Origin of the sequence: Bacillus sp. 03113 (assembly GCF_006546985.1) — a bacterium.
Taxonomy (GTDB): domain Bacteria; phylum Bacillota; class Bacilli; order Bacillales; family Cytobacillaceae; genus VATK01.
This window is the reverse complement of the sequence record NZ_VATK01000011.1, coordinates 48,026-65,710: the sequence shown is the minus strand read 5'-3', so window position 1 is coordinate 65,710 and position 17,685 is coordinate 48,026. Positions and strand designations below refer to the sequence as shown.

Annotated in this window: 15 protein-coding genes; 2 read left to right on the top strand and 13 right to left on the bottom strand. The window is 34.1% G+C overall.

Annotated features, from left to right (window positions below):
• Positions 1-5: 5 nt before the first annotated feature.
• The 3 genes from FDO66_RS12025 to FDO66_RS12015 form a co-directional block, all read right to left on the bottom strand.
• Positions 6-842, bottom strand: a complete 837-nt coding sequence (locus FDO66_RS12025) for a glycosyltransferase (RefSeq protein ID WP_141432898.1) — start codon at positions 840-842, stop codon at positions 6-8.
• A 12-nt stretch (positions 843-854) separates the two neighbouring features.
• Positions 855-2,201, bottom strand: a complete 1,347-nt coding sequence (locus tag FDO66_RS12020; RefSeq protein WP_141432897.1) for a hypothetical protein — start codon at positions 2,199-2,201, stop codon at positions 855-857.
• Between the two features lie 114 nt (positions 2,202-2,315).
• Positions 2,316-3,095: a glycosyltransferase family 2 protein gene (locus FDO66_RS12015; RefSeq protein ID WP_141432896.1), complete on the bottom strand. Its 780-nt coding sequence runs from the start codon at positions 3,093-3,095 to the stop codon at positions 2,316-2,318.
• Positions 3,096-3,401: 306 nt separating this feature from the next.
• Between FDO66_RS12015 and FDO66_RS12010 the strand changes: the two genes are divergently transcribed.
• Positions 3,402-4,337, top strand: a complete 936-nt coding sequence (locus tag FDO66_RS12010; RefSeq protein WP_258535715.1) for an LCP family glycopolymer transferase — start codon at positions 3,402-3,404, stop codon at positions 4,335-4,337.
• Positions 4,338-4,392: 55 nt separating this feature from the next.
• On the opposite strand, the gene FDO66_RS12005 is transcribed toward FDO66_RS12010, so the two are convergent.
• From FDO66_RS12005 to FDO66_RS11965, 9 genes are all read right to left on the bottom strand, one after another.
• Complete coding sequence (locus FDO66_RS12005; protein ID WP_141432894.1) at positions 4,393-4,803, bottom strand: GtrA family protein; 411 nt, start codon at positions 4,801-4,803, stop codon at positions 4,393-4,395.
• Entirely contained in the window at positions 4,800-5,792 is a 993-nt protein-coding gene (locus FDO66_RS12000; RefSeq protein ID WP_141432893.1) for a glycosyltransferase family 2 protein, read from the bottom strand. Before FDO66_RS12000 ends, FDO66_RS12005 begins: the two co-directional genes overlap by 4 nt.
• Before the next feature lie 44 nt (positions 5,793-5,836).
• Positions 5,837-8,407 (bottom strand): YfhO family protein, encoded by a 2,571-nt coding sequence (locus tag FDO66_RS11995; protein ID WP_141432892.1) that lies wholly within the window; start codon positions 8,405-8,407, stop codon positions 5,837-5,839.
• A gap of 214 nt (positions 8,408-8,621) precedes the next feature.
• On the bottom strand, positions 8,622-9,929 hold the full coding sequence (locus FDO66_RS11990) for a UDP-glucose dehydrogenase family protein (RefSeq protein WP_141432891.1): 1,308 nt from the start codon (positions 9,927-9,929) through the stop codon (positions 8,622-8,624).
• A 40-nt stretch (positions 9,930-9,969) separates the two neighbouring features.
• Positions 9,970-10,851, bottom strand: coding sequence for a glycosyltransferase family 2 protein (locus FDO66_RS11985; RefSeq protein WP_141432890.1), 882 nt, complete (start codon positions 10,849-10,851; stop codon positions 9,970-9,972).
• A gap of 38 nt (positions 10,852-10,889) precedes the next feature.
• Positions 10,890-11,711 carry a glycosyltransferase family 2 protein gene (locus FDO66_RS11980; protein ID WP_181444551.1) on the bottom strand — a complete coding sequence of 274 codons (822 nt, stop codon included), beginning with the start codon at positions 11,709-11,711 and terminating at the stop codon, positions 10,890-10,892.
• Positions 11,712-11,871: 160 nt separating this feature from the next.
• The gene (locus FDO66_RS11975; protein WP_141432888.1) at positions 11,872-12,741 is read right to left on the bottom strand and encodes a glycosyltransferase family 2 protein; all 870 of its coding nucleotides are present in this window, start codon (positions 12,739-12,741) and stop codon (positions 11,872-11,874) included.
• Between the two features lie 33 nt (positions 12,742-12,774).
• Positions 12,775-13,950, bottom strand: a complete 1,176-nt coding sequence (locus tag FDO66_RS11970) for a metallophosphoesterase (protein WP_141432887.1) — start codon at positions 13,948-13,950, stop codon at positions 12,775-12,777.
• A gap of 150 nt (positions 13,951-14,100) precedes the next feature.
• A complete protein-coding gene (locus FDO66_RS11965) occupies positions 14,101-14,622 on the bottom strand; it encodes a VanZ family protein (protein WP_141432886.1) in 522 nt (173 codons plus the stop codon).
• A 492-nt stretch (positions 14,623-15,114) separates the two neighbouring features.
• Between FDO66_RS11965 and tagU the strand changes: the two genes are divergently transcribed.
• The gene (tagU, locus tag FDO66_RS11960) at positions 15,115-16,050 is read left to right on the top strand and encodes a polyisoprenyl-teichoic acid--peptidoglycan teichoic acid transferase TagU (protein ID WP_141432885.1); all 936 of its coding nucleotides are present in this window, start codon (positions 15,115-15,117) and stop codon (positions 16,048-16,050) included.
• Between the two features lie 68 nt (positions 16,051-16,118).
• Here the strand turns inward: tagU and FDO66_RS11955 are convergent, their stop codons facing one another.
• Positions 16,119-17,642 (bottom strand): YifB family Mg chelatase-like AAA ATPase, encoded by a 1,524-nt coding sequence (locus tag FDO66_RS11955; RefSeq protein WP_141432884.1) that lies wholly within the window; start codon positions 17,640-17,642, stop codon positions 16,119-16,121.
• Positions 17,643-17,685 lie beyond the last annotated feature (43 nt).

Genomic DNA, 17,685 nt, shown 5'->3' with positions numbered 1-17,685 from the left:
CCTTTCTACATGGTAAAAAGTTTTTTGATCGTATAAAGTGCAATCTTTTTATTTTTCACGACCAAGAGCTGTTTTCCAATGCGTTTCATGAGTTGTTTTCGAAATGCATTCAATAATTCGTTTTTATACTTTTTATAAAAAAGAATTTCTGAATTTAAGATGCTTTTATATCGAGCAAAGGAAACTTGGTTATAATCCATTACAGACAATTCATGCTTTAATGTAGCACTCAAAACAAATACTTTAAAGCCTTTTGCGTATATTTCATAAAATAACCAGTGATCTAAATAATCCAATGGAAATTCATTTGTAAAGCCATCTATTTGATTTAAAAAGGACATGCTAATGAGTGAGCCGGAATTAATCGCCATAACTGGATGATTCTGAATCCCTACCTTAGGCTCATCCTCTTTTAATGGTCTTAACGAGTTACTATAAACCGGCGATATCATTTGATCTTTATACCAAATTTTTGGAACGACAGCTGCGATCTTATCTTTAGAAGCATGAATATTCATAAGCTGATGAATATACTCTTCTGTTACATCCGTATCATGGTCAAAAAGGAGCAGCCATTCACTCCCTGCTTCTTTTGCAGCTGTCCAAGCATAGTTATAGGCAGCCGAAACACCAAGATTCCGAACATCATGAACATAAGAAATACGCAGTCCATCATATACACTAGGATCAAACGCCTGTTTTTCTGGACTGTTATCATATAAAATGAGCTCTATTTCATTGGCACGTCTTTTCTCAATTCTTAATGCTTGAAGCAAAGTATTTATGGTTTTACATTCGAAGATCTTTAGCTTGTAAAGGACAACAACCATTGTAATTTTCATGTTTAAGCCTCATTATTTTTCAATTTTCATTGAATCCAACAGTCTATTTTGAGAAAAGATTAACACCAATAAGAAAAAGCACGTCCCTATCGGATTGTTAATAAATGGATTAATATTTGTTAATAATAACATTCCCATAAAAGCGGCGATTAAGGATATCTCCATCGTGCCGAGCTTCTGTTCCTTTTTAACCACTCGATAATAATTGATGAAAACCATTAAGCACAGGAACGCCCAAATACTTAAACCAATTAATCCTTGTTCTACTAGAATATCTAGCATACTCATCTCAATTCCGTTTAATCTGCCATCAATCGCTGTCCCATAGCCAGTTCCCGCAATGAAATTCACTGGATTTTCTAAAAGAATTCGTTTGGAATCAAGAATAAAATCTAAGCGCGCATTTACACTGACATCATTAACTTCAGCGTCACCATTTTCTTCATTTAGATTATCTGCAGGTCTCTCAACCCCTGCCTCATTTCCAAATCGTTCTAATGTCATGTACCGATACAAAAATGGTACGGATACAATCACAACGATTAAAATAACCATTTTCTTCATAAACTTTTTCGTTTGAAACAGTTTTACCATTTTTTGTACGAAGCCGCGTACCGGAGTCACAATAATTTTCGAATCTGTTAAAATAATCATAGCCATACTAGCCATAAAGGCTAACAAAAAACCTCTCGTTTCTGACCACAAAATAGAAATGGAACCAAAAATAATGTTGAATATATCTAGTTTAGAGTGTTTCTTTCCGAATAAAGCATTAACGGATATGATTAATCCAATTAACACGAAAAAGTGACTCTTGTAAAAAACACTATTACTCGGTCTAAAAAACAAATCCCCGGTCATAATAGAGTTCATAAATTCATAAAATGGGCCAAAATTAGCACTAAATACTGTTTTACCCAGCAAGGTAATTGTGATTGTAAATATGGCAACGACAAGAGCACTATATTTTAATATAGAAATGATGCGCTCCTTCGTAAACCTTGTCTTACCGATATAATATGCGAGTGGAAAATATAGAGCAAAAAAGGAGACCCGGAAAAAATCCATAGCAATAACTGACCGGGGATGTCCATAAACAAACCCGATCACTGCACTAACAAAAAACCAGCCCATTAAAGCATAAATCCCAATCGTTATCGGTGTAAAATGAATAAAAGTGTTTACTTCTTTATTTAATAAAGCTTTTTCTTTTATAATGCGAATTGCAAACGTAATCAAAAGAACTAAAAACAACACTTGTCGAATTGACAAAGGGCCAAACTCAATTAACCTTCCTCCGCCACCTACGAAGATTTCAATAAAAAAAATCGAAAGTAACACCTTTTCAAACTTATTCACTTAGTATCCTCTCCCTAATCACAATAAACAAAATACGCTTAATAATAAAAAACAATATCTTGAAGAAAAGCATCAATACTTTGATCAGCTGCAATAGAATAATCTCAGTAAAATCTAAAAAAAGCGCCAGCCCCATTTGTTAAAAAATTTATACATGGACTTCATAAAAATTTTAAACAGGTTTGAATTCTTATGAGCCCCTCTTTCATAAAAATGAATCACACTTGAAAAAGGACTATATACAATTCTTTTGTTTCGCTTTTTTAATTCTAAACAAAGATCATAATCCTCAAAATACATAAAATAGCGCTCATCAAAACCATTTACTTCTTTGAAGCTTTCTCCTTTTAAAAACATAAAGCATCCTGAACCAATCCGGATATCTACAAAACGATCATCTGCAATATTTCTGCATTCGTAGGATGCAAGACGCTTATCGAATATTTTTTTCACGAACTTAAAAGGGATAAATCTTAATGCATAATCAAAAACAGATACTCGATTTCGAATGAGATGCTGTGTTGTACCATCTGCGTTTAATATTTTAGGCACAAGAAGAGAAATGGAAGGGTCCGCTTCCATCTTGTCAAATAATTCTAATAGGGTTTGTTTATTTAATATAATATCTGGGTTGAAAATAACAAAATATTTCTCGTTGGCATTTAGCAAGTTGTAATTATGACCGAAGCCAAAGCCTCTATTTTCATGATAAAACGTGATTTTAGCAAATTCCTCATATTTGCGTAAGCGCTTTTTGTATTCCTCAGTCGAATTGTTATCAAAAATCGTAAAACCAAATCTTTCATCAATTCCAAATTCACTTCTCAGATGGTCAAGAACCTTAAAAATATGGCTGCTGTTATATGTTACAATACTAATATTAATCTTTGTCATCTCTTTACACACACACCTTCATATGATTCAAAGGCAATCCTTTTCTTAAATTATATAAAACCATCCATTTTTTGAATATTTCATTTCCATTACTAGTCTTTTAAAAATACTTACAGAGTGTTATTATAGCATTATCTTGTCAGAATTTGTAGGCGAGTTTGTAACTATTTGTTATAGCCTTTATGTAGTGTAATGATCATTTATTTCATTTATATAATTAAGTTCCTACTATGATTAATGCAATTTTAAAGCAGAAAGGATCCTCAAATGTATACTAGATCTAAAATAAAGAAAAAGAGAAAATGGTTGCGTGTTTTTCTTTTTGTATTTTCAATCATCATTATTGGAGCAGGAATATATGCCTATAACCTGTATACCGATGTAGCAAGTGCAGTCGATAACATGCATTCTCCTATTTCAAGAAAAACCTCGGAAAAACGGGAAGTCCAAGTCCAATTTAAAAACCAAGATCCCCTTTCCTTTTTGCTAGTTGGAGTAGATGAAAGAGACGGTGATGCAGGCCGGACTGATTCTATGCTCGTTATGACGGTTAATCCAAAAAAGAAATCAACTGAGATTGTGAGTATTCCACGTGATACTCGTACAAAAATCATAAATAAAGAAGAGCCTTCTGAATCCTTTACAAGTAAAATTAACCATGCGTACGCATATGGCGGAATTGAGATGTCTATTAATACCGTTGAGAATTTCCTTAATATCCCAATTGATTACTATGTTGAAATTAATATGCAAGGCTTTAAAGACATTGTCGATTCTGTAGGCGGGATAGATGTCAATAATAAAATCGCCTTCGAGCTCGATGGTATTACTCTTGCAGAAGGTGAACAAACATTAAATGGAGAGCAAGCTCTTCAATATGCAAGAATGCGTAAACAGGATCCTAAAGGAGATTTCGGACGTCAAGAACGTCAGCGAGAAGTCATCAGTAAAGTAATTGATAAGGGAGTTTCTCTATCCTCACTTGCTAACCATAACAAAATTTTAAATGCATTACAGAACAATATTAAAACAAATCTTACTTTCAATGACATGCTTGATATACAATCCGAATACAAGCCAGCCACTGAAACCATTGAAAAAGTAGAAATTCAAGGAGAAAACAAGAGAACAGACGCTTGGTATTTCCTAGTCGATGATGAAGAAAGACAAGCACTCTCAGACAAGCTTCGTGAGCATTTAGATCTCCAAAGTGAACCAATAAAGGAAAGCAATAATAATTAAAAAGAAATATAAAGAAAGGAATGGTGAGAGTTTTTTCTACTCGCCATTCCTTTCTTTATATTTTCCCAGTTTCGCTCTTTTTATGAAAAATTAAATATTTACTAGCAGCATAATTTAAGATGACAACTAATACATTAACAACAACCTTAGATAGTATATCATTCATATGCCATTGTTCGACCAGAAGAATCATCAGTCCAATATCCAATAGATAGGAAAGAAATCGTGCCATAAAGAAAAGGAACGTTTCTTTGATTAACAAGAAAAGATTCGTTTCTTTACTATTGAAAACAAAGAGCTTATTTGTAATAAAAGCAAACAATACAGACAAAATCCAAGCAATAGTCGTAGCAATTTTATAATCGATATATAAAAGCTTCGTGACGAACACATAAGTGATAATATTCACAAGAGTAGTCAGCACACCAAATACTAAATACAGCACTAGTTCTTTTTTTTGCTTCATTTTCCTGCTCCTACTTTCGATAATGAATCGACATGAATCTTTGTTGGTTCATTTTTCATCTTTTCTCCGTTATATTCATCAACAAAATAAAGTGGCCTTCTCTTCGTTTCATTAAAAACTCTTCCTAGATATTCGCCGATAATCCCTAAAGAAATAAGCTGGATTCCTCCTAAAAACAAAATAACAGCCATGAGAGAAGGATATCCTTGAACTGCTTCACCTAAAAGAAGTGTTTTGGCCACAATAACAATTAAATAGCAAAAGGCAGCGATCGAGACAACAAATCCAAATATAGCTGACAAACGCAATGGTGCTATCGTAAAAGAAGTAATCCCCTCGATAGCCAAGTTCATTAGCTTCAAATAATTCCATTTCGTTGTCCCAGCTGCTCTTGGATCACGATTATAAAGAATCTCCTTTTTATTAAATCCTATCCAGCTAAACATTCCTTTTGTATACCTTTGCGTTTCCCGTAGTTGCCTTAACGCATGAATACATCTTCGATCCAATAGACGAAAATCCCCAGTATTTCTTTGAATTGGAATATCAGCCACTTTTTCTAAAATTTTATAATACCGAGAAGCTGTCCATTTTTTTAACCACGTTTCTCCTGCACGGCTTTCACGCTTGGCATAAACGTCATCATAACCTTCTTCCCAATACTTAATCATTTCAGGAATTAATTCAGGGGGATCTTGAAGATCCGCATCAATAATGATAACTGCATCACTGTCTACATAATCCAGCCCGGCAATCATGGCGGTTTCTTTTCCAAAATTTCTTGATAAATCTACATAGGAAATTCTCTTATCATACTCTCTTATCCCCTTTATTATACTGAGCGTATCATCCGTGCTGCCGTCATTTACAAAAAGGATTTCAAAATCGTACATACTAATTTGATCTATTACTTCATTTAAACGGTCATGCAAAGAATAAAGAACTTCTTGTTCATTATAAGCTGGAATGAGTATCGTAACTTTCCTCAACTTTCTCACACCTAATTTCTTTATTTTAATATGATTGATTATTTTTAGTCTTTCTGAATTTCATATTTCTTCCGAAAAAAGTAGTATCCAAATAAAATGAATAAACTTAATATCGTTATGACCCATCCTGCAACAAATCCTTTTGGTGTATAAGATAACTCCACTTGATGAACTCCCTTATCTACTTCGATTCCGATAAACCCACCAAGCTTTACTATTTGTACAGGTGAACCGTCTACTTTTGCTTCCCATCCTTTATCATATGGAATGGATAAAAATAGATGATTTCGCTTCAACACGTTAATTTTCCCATTAATGGAGGTTTCTGTCCATTTTGTAACTTTAAATGATTCCTGCTTTATTTGATTAATTCGTTGTTCAAACATCGGTATATCCAATGCATAATACATTTGTTGGACGATTTGAGTTTCTGGTACTAAAAATTCAATTTTCACCTTCACTTGTTCATTAGAAAAAGCTCCTAAATCTAGCACTCTTTCATTATGATAAGTAGGATAAACGCCTAATGATTCTCCATTGATATATACGATGGTTTCATTAAAACCAGGGAATCCCTTCCCTGCATCAAGTAAAAGATAAAATTGTTTTCTTCCTTCTAATTGAAAGGTCATTTCAATAGATCCTTCTTGCTCAGGAATTAATTTTTTTACATGCTGTGTCGTTCCATCTTGATTTACTTCTAAATTATGATATTGAACAGAATCAATTTTCACAGGAGTAAAATAATTCCTTTTTTGCTGAATAGGTCCTAATAATTGATTTTGCTTTTCAAATGGCTGATCTTCATGAGAAAAATGAAACTGTCGAGGATCCATCAAAAAGCCTAGTGGCATAGCATTCTCATTTTGATATAAACAAGTATTCTCTATACATTTCACTTTCTTATAGTCTTGCTTTTGAACTGGTTGATCTGTCATCATATATTTAAATCCAAATAGAGAATCGGATGATAAAATCCCTTTATTCTGCGCTAATGAACGTGCACCTAACGTAGTGCTGTAGCCTAAAGCGTGTAGAAAATCATGTAATGTACCATTCGAAAGCGTGTTAAAATTCGACATTCCTTTAAAGCCATATCGAATCGAATCATTTGGTGTTAACCGAATGAGAGAAGTCATCCGATAAAAATCTTTATCTTTTGAACTAGTCTCATTAATAAGTTGTTGAAAGCCTGGAGCTTGAATATTGTATTGATTTCTTGAATAGCTATATCCAACATTACTATTTAAAGTTTGAAGATGGCTATATGTATTTATGCTTACATCTGCACATGCAAAGAATAGAATGCCAATTGTAAAAAGTCGACTGTGCTTTTCTATCTCTGCTTTTCCATAAAGCAATAGACTAAATACAGTAAGTAAAAAGATATTAAGAAGCGCTTTTCTTACTGACATAAGCTCTGGAGTAAGCTTTGTTAACAACATCAGGATCAATACATGAACTAAGTATATCTTAAATAAAGAAGGTACATTTTTTCGATCAAATAAAAGATAAGCTTTAATAGAAAGATAGATCAATAAAAATGAAAAAACGAATGCAAATCGTTGTAAATAACCAGTAGGTTTTTCAAAAGCATGCCAAATTATATTTAAACCATCCCATTGAAAGCTTAATAACAGAAAACATAAGAGAATAAATAAAACGATTTTTTCTTTCCTATGTATGCTAGAGAGAATGAAAAATAATGGAGCTAATAACAAAACGATTACTCCACTAAAAACATTTGGCATATTAAATAATTGAGTGCTGCCATTGTACAATTTCGCTATAAATTCAAAAAATCCAAAGGACACTTTAAACAATCCGTTCCATTGAATAGGCTGGTACGTATTACTTTTTAATAGAATATAGGTTGGGACTGTAAGAAAAGCAGAAATTCCTCCTGCAACAGCTGTACATAAAATAAATGCCAAAAAGTTTTTGATAAAGACATTCATAGAAATCTTTATATGTACATAACTTCTATAAACAAAATAGAGAAAGGTAAAGAACCCGACAATGTAAGCCATATAAAAATTTGAAATAAATAAGAGTGCTAAGCTTATTATAAAAACAAGATATTTTTTTCGAAATAAATATTCGACTCCTAACAAAACGACTGGAAGCAGATAGAGACTATCAAGCCACATAATATTGAAAAAGTATCCAATCGAAAAAGAACATAGCGCAAATAAAGTGGAAAATATTAATTTTGGTATTTTTTCAAATTGAAACATATTAGAAATATAAAGATACATCGTTAAGCCCATCAACCCAATTTTAATCATCGTCATACATACAAAGGCTTCTGGCAAATGATCTCGATCAAAAAGGAGAACTACAAAAGAGATCGGGCTCGATAAGTAATAAGCAAATGTTCCCCAAAAATTCAAGCCCATTCCTAATTCCCAAGTATAGAGTAGACTTGCATTGCCTTTAAAGACATCATAAAAATGATTATAGAATTGAATATACTGCGTAAATTGGTCTGCCATTAAGATTGACCGGTCTCCAAAAGGATAAATTCTATAAACGACGAATACGAAACCAAGCAACATAAATGGCAAAAGAAAAGAACTAAAGTAACCGCTATATTTAACAGTAAACTTGTACATAATTTACCTCCGGTGCTACAAAAGCATTTTTCAACAATCCCCATCAAAAATTGGAAATTATCTTGAACGATTACATTCTATCTTTACAACTACACAGTGTCAAACCTATTTTGACAAAATATGAATGAATTAAGCAATGCAAAAAAAGGGGAATACAATTGGAGCGTGTAATTCTTATGATTCAGGGATAAGAGCCTTCGTTCATATTAAATACCTAATTAATAATACTCCTTCTCCCCATCGAATGATACTCAATTTCGAACGATTCCATCTTATTTAAATCAAAGCAGTTACGACCATCAAATAGAATTGGCGTTTTCATTTTTTCTTTTAACATATTTAAGTTTAATTGTTTAATTTCCTTACACTCCGTTAAAATGAGTGTCATATCGGCATGATGGATGGCTTCTTCGATAGTCGTGGAAAATATCACTTCTTTCGGGAACACCTTTTTTGCATTTTCCTCTGCAATCGGATCATATGCGGAAACAATTGCTCCAAGATGAACGAGAGCTTTTGCAATCGGAATAGACGGTGCTTCACGCATATCGTCCGTATCTGGTTTAAAGGATAAGCCTAATAAAGCAACCCGCTTTCCTTTTAAGCTTCCAAACCTGTTTGTAATTTTTTGAATTAGAATAGATTGCTGCTTATTATTTACGTGTATAACTGATTTTAGCAAGTCAAAATCATGCTCAACGTTACCTGCAATTTGTACAAGCGCATTCGTATCTTTTGGAAAGCAGGATCCTCCATATCCAATTCCAGCACGTAAAAAATGTGGACCAATCCGTTGATCATAGCCCATTCCTTTTGCAACATCCTCAATATTCGCCCCTAGCTTTTCGCATATATTGGAGATTTCATTAATAAAACTAATTTTCGTCGCTAAAAAAGCATTGGAGGCATATTTGATCAACTCTGCACTTCGAACATCCGTATGAAAAATCGGGATATTGAATGGTTTATAAAGTGCTTCTACCTTCATTGCTGCAGTATCATCATCTGCTCCAATTACAATTCGGTCGCCATGAAAGGTGTCCTTCACAGCTGACCCTTCCCTTAAAAATTCAGGGCAAGAAACAATATGAACTTGTACAGCCACTTGAAGATTTTTTATAATACGGCTCTTTATGTAATCATTTGTTCCAACAGGTACGGTGCTTTTTGTGACGATGATTACGTCTTTTGTCACAAATTGAGCAATGGATTTTGCTGCAGCATCGATATACTGAAGATTTGCTGAGCCATCCTCTCTTTGAGGAGTACCCACTGCAATAAATATTATATCGGTTTGCCTAAGCCCTTCTTGATAATCAACTGTAAACGCTAAACGATCTTCATCTAAATTTCTGATCATTAATTCCTGAAGTTCCGGCTCATGAATAGGTGAAATTCCTTGCTTCATTTTCTTAACCTTTTCTTTATCAATATCGATACAAGTAACCTGATATCCCATTTCTGATAAACATACCCCTGTAACTAATCCTACATACCCCGTACCGATAACAGAAATCTTCATCTATTTTCTCTCCCCTATTTTTAATGGATACATTTAACGTCTACAGTTTGTTTAATAAAAGATGTCTAAACCATTTTAAACGAACATTAAACGGAACATCTTTTGTAAATATATTCAGTTGTCTCATCATTTTATATCTCATCTGTTTAAAATAATTCGCCCGAATAAAATGTTTTAATTCTAAATCGATTTCTGGAAATCTCTCTAAAAGAATTTGTTTAGAGTTTTTGCGTAGCACTTCTTTTTCAGCTCCAAAGGATACCCCTCCAATGTGATGAACATACACATTCTTAGCTACAACAAGCTTTAAGCCTCCTTGACGCGCTCTCATACACCAATCGGTTTCTTCTCCATATCCTCTTTTAAACGTTTTTGCATCAAAATCCCCAATCAGCTGAAGTGCCTCTCTTTTCATATACATACAAAAACCAATTAATAGAGGGGAAAACACACAATCCTCTTCCTTATCCTTTTCGAACAGTGTATGTAATTCTTCAAAGTTAAAAAAAGAATTTATCTCACTATTATTAGTGGGCAGTCCTGAAATAATTCCATAGTTACTCATTGGATTCACAGCAGCAATTGCTTCCTTACGATAAGCAGCAGCCTGAAGCTTTTCAATCCACCCACCCGTCACAATTGTGTCGCTGTTTAAAACAATGACATCTTCCGTACTTAACGCAAAGCCCTTATTCACATTTTGCGGAAATCCAAGATTTTGCTCATTTCTATTTAAATGAATATGCTCGTAATTGTCACGATAATATTTTGTTAATTTTTCAATTCGTGCGTCTGAACTTTTATCGTCTAATAAAAAAAGACGATACAGCTCAGCATTTGAGCAAGTCAGGATACTCTGAATGCAGCTTTTCGTTTCCTCATAAGAATTATAAATTGGTAATAGAATATCCACTTTTTTCATCTTATGTCTCCTTGGCTAATGATAAGAAAGCCCTCTCCTTATAATTTTTGTCCCCTTAGGAAAATCTTATCAATGTACATATAGATAAAATACTTAAGGAAATAGGTTAATTGCTGAAACCCTTTGTTCTTTTTCTGATAAAACAATACTTTGTTATATAAGTATTTATTAACAAGAGCGCTTTGTTTTAATTCTGGATGTTTTGTGAAAATTTTTTGTAGTGCTCCTATCTCATTTACATTATTGCTGATGCTATCAGCCTGTACTTTTGCAATCGCAAGAGGCTCATCTAAATGATAAATTCGATAATGCTTCGAGACTCTTAAACAAAAGTCCCAATCCTGAAAGCGTTTTAAATTTTCGTCAAAAAGAATACGCTTTGCAATTTCAGTTCGTATAAACACGGTTTGGGTACTAATAAAATTAGCTATTTTTAATTGATCCTCTATTTCCGCACTTTCAACTTTCCTTCGTGGAACGATTCGACGAACACGATTAGAGAGATGTAAGGAGCAAAAACACATTCCAATGTCAGGATATTGCTCGAATATTTTCATTTGCTTTTCAAGCTTATCATCTTTCCAAATATCATCTGAATCCTGAAAAGCGATATAATCGCCTTGCGCCAGAAGAATCCCTGTATTCCTTGCACCATTGGCCCCTTTTGCCCGGCTATTCAAAACATATTTTACATTTTTATGCTGAAAAGACTCAACAACCTCCCTTGTATGGTCTGTTGAGAAATCATCCACTATGATAATTTCCAAAGGAGCCATCGTTTGATCCAAAACACTTTGAATCGATTCCTTAATAAGATGAGCGCGATTGTAGGTAGGAATCACAACAGAAATACTACTCATAAGACACATCCTTAAAATTAATGAATGGATCTAATCAATTCATTAACAACCCTTTTTACCCTCATCTTTTACAAAATCTTTTATGAACATACCCACTTTTATCAACAATATTCTTTAGCAAAGCAAAAAAAGCGATAGCTGTACGCTACGCTTTCAACATCTATTTTTGATTAAATTCTTTTTTTCCAAATTTACCACGCTTAAAATCGATGAGTCCTAATAAAATGCTTTTTAACTTTAATAGTTTTTCCTTTTCATACAAAGTAATCTTTAAGCACGACCAAAATAAATGCTGTTTGCTAAATTGGTAAAAGGCTCTTTGATTTACTGCGTACAGTTTTTCAACATATAATAAATTTCTCGTAATATAGTACCAACGGATAAAATTATGGTTTGTAATATAAAGCTTTGTCCCGAATAAATCTTTTGTGACCAGGTTCCCTAAATGATGGACTAATTCAATCTCATTCACTCGATAGACGCCATAACCTTTCCGATTGATCCGATAGCAAAATTCATGATCGACGGAATCAATAAAAAGCTTTTCATCAAAATACCCGATCTCATCAATCATTTCCATTTTGATTAAATTCCCAGAGGTCATTACCTTGTCCACCTTTGAAATGCCATCCTTTTTCGTTAAATAAGGAACCTTATGCCTTGGGCTAAAAAGAACTCCATCAGAGTAACGACTTGATATATTTTGAACGATATGAACATATCTCGCAAACTCCTTTTGAGCAAACCAACTATCCTGATCCATCGTTAACAACCAACTGGCTTTACACTCTTTTGCAAATGCAATCCCTTTGTTTAACGCAAATGCAATTCCCTTATTTTCTCCAAAGGACTGATAAATCACAGAAGGATTGCTTTCATAAAATTCCACTACACCATGTTGTATATTTTCTGAATTATCCACAATGATAAGTTTATCTAGTTGATCCATATAACTATTGATATTTTGAATAACCTTTTGAGTATTCGGATGATATAATACCACAACCCCGACAAGCATGACTTTGTTCACCACCCATCCGCCGTATTCTATTAAAACGACCTTTTATTCATTAGCTTTACCAATTGTACTTCTAACAAAACGAATGGTTTCATCGTGAACCTTTTTAATTATATTTACTATTTTCTGATCAATCTTATGGACTAGTGGAGAAATCACCGTTTTACCAGCAATCGTCGTGGACTTGGCAATCGGTCTAGCCTCCGAGTGAGAATCAATCACTTTCCATTGACCCTTTTCTTTTTTGATTGTTAAATCAATTACACCTAAATTGTTCCCCCAATAGCCTGCACAAACAGCGGCCACTCCATTGATTCTTCCATTTTTTAGATTGACTCCCTTTACTCCTTTAAAAAATACATGCTTACTTGGAAAAACGGCATGCCGATGCCCAAACAAAATAGCATCAATTCCTTCGATCTTACTTAAAGGCAAAACAACATTCCCTTCCATCCTATATGGCAAGGCAGAGGCTTCAAATCCAGAATGAGTTAGCGCAATAATAATATCTGCACCATCTTTCTTCATTTTTGGAACAAAGGCTTCTGCTGTTGAAACAATATCCTTCGCCTTTATGATTCCACCAATATGCTTTTTTTCCCATATCATGGTTTCTGGTGTAACAAAGCCAATCACTCCCACTTTCAGCTTCGTTCTCTTTCCATTTTCGTCCTTTACTGTTTTGTTTAATATTTTATAAGGTAAAAACATATTTCGATCATCTAACTCATTACTATTATGATCAACTTTATATAAATTGGCATTTACAAAAGGAAATTTTGCTTTTGAAATGGCAAAGTAAAAAAAATCCAGCCCATAATTAAACTCGTGATTTCCAAAAGTCCCCGCATCATAATGAAGAAGGTTCATAATTTTGATCACTGGGTGAACTTCATTTCGCTTTAGCCCTTTAATCGTCGCAATATAGTCAGCTAACGGATTCCCTTGTAAAAAATCTCCATTATCGAATAGAAGCGAATTTTTCACTTCCGCTCTCGCTTCTTTTATTAATATAGACGTCCTTGCCAAGCCATACTCAACAGTAGATTTATCCTGATAATAGTCGTAATCCATCATATTTGCATGCAAATCTGTCGTCTCTAATATTCTTAATTTCACAATTGATGGGGCTTCCTCTTTAGCTTGAACAAGTACTTGTGAAAAAAAGAAAATTAGCACATATAATGCTATAACAATGACGTTTCTATTCCATTTATCCATTCTTGAAAATCCCCTCTTTTATACGATCATTTAACCTTTCTTTTTCTATTCTTCCAAAAAAAAATCACCTCATGCGCGCGGCATAAAGTGATTTTTTTGCGATTAAATGAACAAAAACAGGCTGGATGCTATTAGGTATTTACCTATTACTTATACAAATTTTTGAACGACATGCTTACGATGAGTGGTTCTTATTTTCATAAAAACCCATAAAAAGAGTAGGGTTCCACTTAATCCACCTGCTGAGTCAATAAGTACATCAGAGAATAACGGTGTTCTCCCTCCTGTAAATCCTTGATGAAATTCATCAGAGCAAGCATATAAAAAACAAAAAAGAACAGAGACAAAAATTGCCTTCTTTTTAGACTGAACGTAGCTTAAAAGCGCTCGTGCCGTTAATAAACCAAGAATGAAATATACAGAAAAATGTGCCCCTTTGCGAATAAAAAACTCCACAAAATGGGCTGGTCCTAATGCTTTAATACTAATTTCCTTTCCTCCGTAATCGAATTTAACCCCTGAAAGTTGATGAACAACTGGGTGTTCACCAATGTCCTTTAACCATGGTGTCATATCCTGCTCTTGATAAGTTTGAGCTGAAAAAGAAAAAATAACACCAGCACAAACAATCACAGGTAGAACATACCATACTAATTTTTTTACATGATTCATGACCCCAACCCCGTTTCACCTTCCATCCAAATATATCCAGTATAATCCATAAATGTAATAAGTTTAATCATACATTTTTTTCAATTCATATAAAAGAAATATCATCTTTTTTATGTAAGAGTACATAAAGTGAAACTTCCATCAGTAGGGGTTTTAGTCATCCCCCACTGATGGTTAGTTAAACCAATCACGCTCATACCTGCCACATCCTGCGGCATTCGCCTGACTAGGGCGTCCTGTCCCGTCGTCGAGCTTTTACGGGCAGTTATCTTCCACCTAGGATTTTTCGTTTACACTCATAACCTTGAGGTGGAGGTCTTACTGCCCGTTAATGCGGGATAAACAGCCTCCAACTACACTTATGCTATGAAGATCTCTTCTCCTACGAAGGTCCCTATGAAAGTAAATAAATGGCTACAAATTTTCTATCTTTTCTGTTATTCTTAAAGTAGATACTTTCATTTTTTGACATTCTATGGGGGTTTTAAGTGAATGAGGTCGAATAAACAAAAGAAAAAGAAAAAGAGAAAATGGCTTCGGATAACAGGGATTGTTGTCTTACTTTTATTTATTGCATCTGGAGTATATGGCTTTACCGTATACAGATCCTTGTCTGAAGCAGTTAGCACCATGCATCAGCCATTAAAACGCGATAAATCAGAAAAAAGAATTGAAGAGATATCATTAGAGAAAAAAGAGCCCTTCTCCGTATTAATGCTTGGTGTCGACGAGCGTAAAGGCGATCGGGGTCGATCAGATTCCATCATTGTCTTAACCGTTAATCCAAATAACAATTCGGTGAAAATGATTAGTATCCCGCGTGATACACGTACCGAAATTATCGGTCATGGGACAACTGATAAGATCAACCACGCTTATGCTTTTGGCGGGATTGAAATGTCAATCAATACAGTAGAAAATTTTCTTAACATTCCTATAGATTATTACATGCAAATCAATATGGAAGGCTTTAAGGATATTGTTGATTCAGTTGGCGGAATTACCGTAAATAATGATCTTGACTTCACCTACGAAGGAGTTCATTTCCCGAAAGGAGAAGTGACGCTAAACGGAGAAAAAGCATTGAAATACTCACGGATGCGGTATGATGACCCAAGAGGAGACTTTGGACGTCAGTTAAGACAACGTCAAATTATTCAAGAAGTGATCAAAGAAGGTGCAAGCTTGTCGTCCCTTACCAATTTTAATGAAATATTTACAGCGTTAAGTAAAAATATTAAAACAAACTTAACCTTTGATGAAATGATTGATATTCAACAGAACTATAAAGATGCCAGCAACGATATTCAACAGTTAACCGTAAGCGGAAAAGGAACAAAAATCAATAAGGTTTATTACTTGCTAGTTTCCGATGAAGAAAAGCAAAGAATTCAGACCGAACTAAAACAACAATTAGAGATTCAATAATACAGTGCGCTTCTGAGATCATTCAGAAGCGTTTTTTATATTAGAGATAATCGATTAACTTTGTAATTTCATTGAACATTCTTTATTTTCGGTTTCTCTCTTTCATGGTTATTTAATTGGATAGCTTTCCAAATACTTTCATCCGTAATGGCAAATTGCCCTTCAAGATCAGAAATTGTTCGTGCCAGTCTAATAATTTTGATTTGAATGCGATTACTCAAATTATTTTTTATGGATAGATGGTGTAGAACCTGCTTTTGTTCCTTTGATAATGGACTTAACTTTTGAAGAATATCAATTGATATACGACTATTACAAACTTCCATTCCATAACGATCATATTGCCTTTTTCTCGCGTCCTCTACTTTCATACTAATAGCTTTAGAAGAACCATAATCATGGAAAGAGGAATCTTTTATCTTCACTGAGCTTAATGATAAATTAATATCAAAACGATCACGAATTGGACCTGATAGCTTATTTTGGTACATCAGTATTTGCTTTTTTGTACATGTACAATAATGAGTCTGCGATCCATAATAACCACAAGGGCATGGATTCATCGCACCAATTAGAATAAATGAAGCAGGAAAGGTTACGCTAGAATTCACTCGGTTAATCGTTACATAACCATTTTCAATAGGTTGTCTAAGCATATCGAGCGTTTTCTTTGAATATTCTGCTATTTCATCTAAAAACAATATCCCTCGATGGGCTAACGATATTTCTCCAGGTTTAGGGTATTGGCCCCCTCCAATAATTGAAATAGCAGATGCAGAATGATGAGGTAATCGAAAAGAAGGTTGGTTCCCATTCCTATAATCTACACCGCCTATTTGATAAATACTCATCATCTCTAGCTGCTCATTCCTTGTTAAGGGAGCTAAAATAGAGGGCATACTTTCAGCAAGCATCGTTTTTCCGCATCCAGGAGGTCCCGTCATTAACAAATGATGCGCTCCTGCAGCAGCTACAGTTAATGCATACTTCGCTTCTGTATGTCCAATAATTTGTGAGAAATCTATGTATTCAGTTGGAGTAGACCTTTCTTCTGCTAGACTTGAATACAGGTGTAGAGTGATTTGACCGGATAAATGTTGAATGACTTCTTGAATAGAGGTAACATAGCATAATTCTAATTCATCAATTTCTATATGAGGGAGCTTTCGATCAAACGGAAGATATAATCTTTTAAATCCTAATTTTCTCGCTGATAATATAATAGGGAGCATCCCTTCAAATGGTTGAATAGATCCATCTAGTGACAATGCACCAATAAAACCAACATCTTCAGATATTTTCAATTGGATTACATCCATACTAATCAGAATCCCAATTGCTATAGGAAGATCAAACAATGGACCGTTTTTTCTTTGTTCCGAAGGTGTTAAGTTTATAATAATTTTTTTACCATTCATATAATAACCAAGAGAGTAAAAAGCAGCAGTAATTCGTTCTTTTGATTCCCTTACAGAAGCATCTGGCAAGCCAACAATATGAATGGCATCTCTGCCAATAATAGATTGAACTTCTACATTTACTTTATAGCCTTCCATTCCTTTCAAACCAATGCTCTCTATTATAACAGTCATACGAAATACTCCTTTTCTTTCTCTTTTTTCATCAAATACTTTG

What these genes read in the sequence shown, in the direction of transcription:
- FDO66_RS11990 (WP_141432891.1), bottom strand. Translation starts at nt 9,929, where the DNA reads ATGAAGATTTCTGTTATCGGTACGGGGTATGTAGGATTAGTTACAGGG.
- FDO66_RS12025 (WP_141432898.1), bottom strand. Translation starts at nt 842, where the DNA reads ATGAAAATTACAATGGTTGTTGTCCTTTACAAGCTAAAGATCTTCGAA.
- FDO66_RS11955 (WP_141432884.1), bottom strand. Translation starts at nt 17,642, where the DNA reads ATGACTGTTATAATAGAGAGCATTGGTTTGAAAGGAATGGAAGGCTAT.
- FDO66_RS11985 (WP_141432890.1), bottom strand. Translation starts at nt 10,851, where the DNA reads ATGAAAAAAGTGGATATTCTATTACCAATTTATAATTCTTATGAGGAA.
- FDO66_RS12015 (WP_141432896.1), bottom strand. Translation starts at nt 3,095, where the DNA reads ATGACAAAGATTAATATTAGTATTGTAACATATAACAGCAGCCATATT.
- tagU (WP_141432885.1), top strand. Translation starts at nt 15,115, where the DNA reads ATGAGGTCGAATAAACAAAAGAAAAAGAAAAAGAGAAAATGGCTTCGG.
- FDO66_RS12005 (WP_141432894.1), bottom strand. Translation starts at nt 4,803, where the DNA reads ATGAAGCAAAAAAAAGAACTAGTGCTGTATTTAGTATTTGGTGTGCTG.
- FDO66_RS11980 (WP_181444551.1), bottom strand. Translation starts at nt 11,711, where the DNA reads ATGAGTAGTATTTCTGTTGTGATTCCTACCTACAATCGCGCTCATCTT.
- FDO66_RS11995 (WP_141432892.1), bottom strand. Translation starts at nt 8,407, where the DNA reads ATGTACAAGTTTACTGTTAAATATAGCGGTTACTTTAGTTCTTTTCTT.
- FDO66_RS11970 (WP_141432887.1), bottom strand. Translation starts at nt 13,950, where the DNA reads ATGGATAAATGGAATAGAAACGTCATTGTTATAGCATTATATGTGCTA.
- FDO66_RS11965 (WP_141432886.1), bottom strand. Translation starts at nt 14,622, where the DNA reads ATGAATCATGTAAAAAAATTAGTATGGTATGTTCTACCTGTGATTGTT.